At 57.4% G+C, this 256-nt stretch carries 1 pseudogene; it reads right to left on the reverse strand.

Annotated features, from left to right (window positions below):
• Window positions 1-256, reverse strand: a pseudogene (locus tag FDX22_RS19540) (outer membrane assembly protein AsmA); the annotation flags it as partial.

The raw sequence follows: 256 nt of genomic DNA on the forward strand, positions 1-256 counted from the left end.
CCACGATCCTCTGCCAGATCCGGCAGTGTATTATCTTTTGGCGCAACAGGGGCATCGACTCCGCGCACAGCCTCGGTTTCAGGTATGAGTTGAATCACCGCGCCTTTGAGCATGACTTGCTTTACGCTGAGTTGGTGACTCAACAACGGCCACAAGGCGACGTCCAGACGCATATTGTCGGCACGAACCAGCGGTTCGCTGGCACCTTCGGCCGTTAGCACCATGCGCCCGGAGAGAATGCTCAACTGGGGCCATA

It is taken from the genome of Citrobacter sp. TBCS-14, from assembly GCF_005280805.1.
Taxonomy (GTDB): domain Bacteria; phylum Pseudomonadota; class Gammaproteobacteria; order Enterobacterales; family Enterobacteriaceae; genus Citrobacter; species Citrobacter gillenii.